The organism is Bacillus sp. CR71 (assembly GCF_003429245.1).
Taxonomy (GTDB): Bacteria; Bacillota; Bacilli; order Bacillales; family Bacillaceae_G; genus Bacillus_A; species Bacillus_A thuringiensis_S.
In genome coordinates this window covers 742039-742356 of the sequence record NZ_CP031748.1, presented here as the reverse complement: position 1 = coordinate 742356, position 318 = coordinate 742039, and the positions used below count along the sequence as shown (strand labels likewise).

Sequence of the window (318 nt, the reverse complement as noted above, 5' to 3'; positions counted from 1 at the left end):
ATTCGAACCCCCGCGCGACTCTCGCCGCCTGTCGGTTTTCAAGACCGATCCCTTCAGCCGAACTTGGGTATACCTCCATGAAGGAAAAATAAATATTTTATTATTATATGTCTAAACCATTTAAAAGAAAATGGAGGAGGTAGAGGGATTCGAACCCCCGCGCGATTCTCACCGCCTGTCGGTTTTCAAGACCGATCCCTTCAGCCGAACTTGGGTATACCTCCGAGACATATATTAAATAAAGTGGAGCCTAGCGGGATCGAACCGCTGACCTCCTGCGTGCAAGGCAGGCGCTCTCCCAGCTGAGCTAAGGCCCCA

General features: G+C 50.6%; 2 tRNA genes. Both read right to left on the bottom strand.

What is annotated here, in order from left to right:
* Positions 1 to 131 precede the first annotated feature (131 nt).
* Positions 132 to 224, bottom strand: a tRNA-Ser gene (locus DOS87_RS03770).
* Positions 225 to 244: 20 nt separating this feature from the next.
* Positions 245 to 317, bottom strand: a tRNA-Ala gene (locus tag DOS87_RS03765).
* Position 318: the final 1 nt, after the last annotated feature.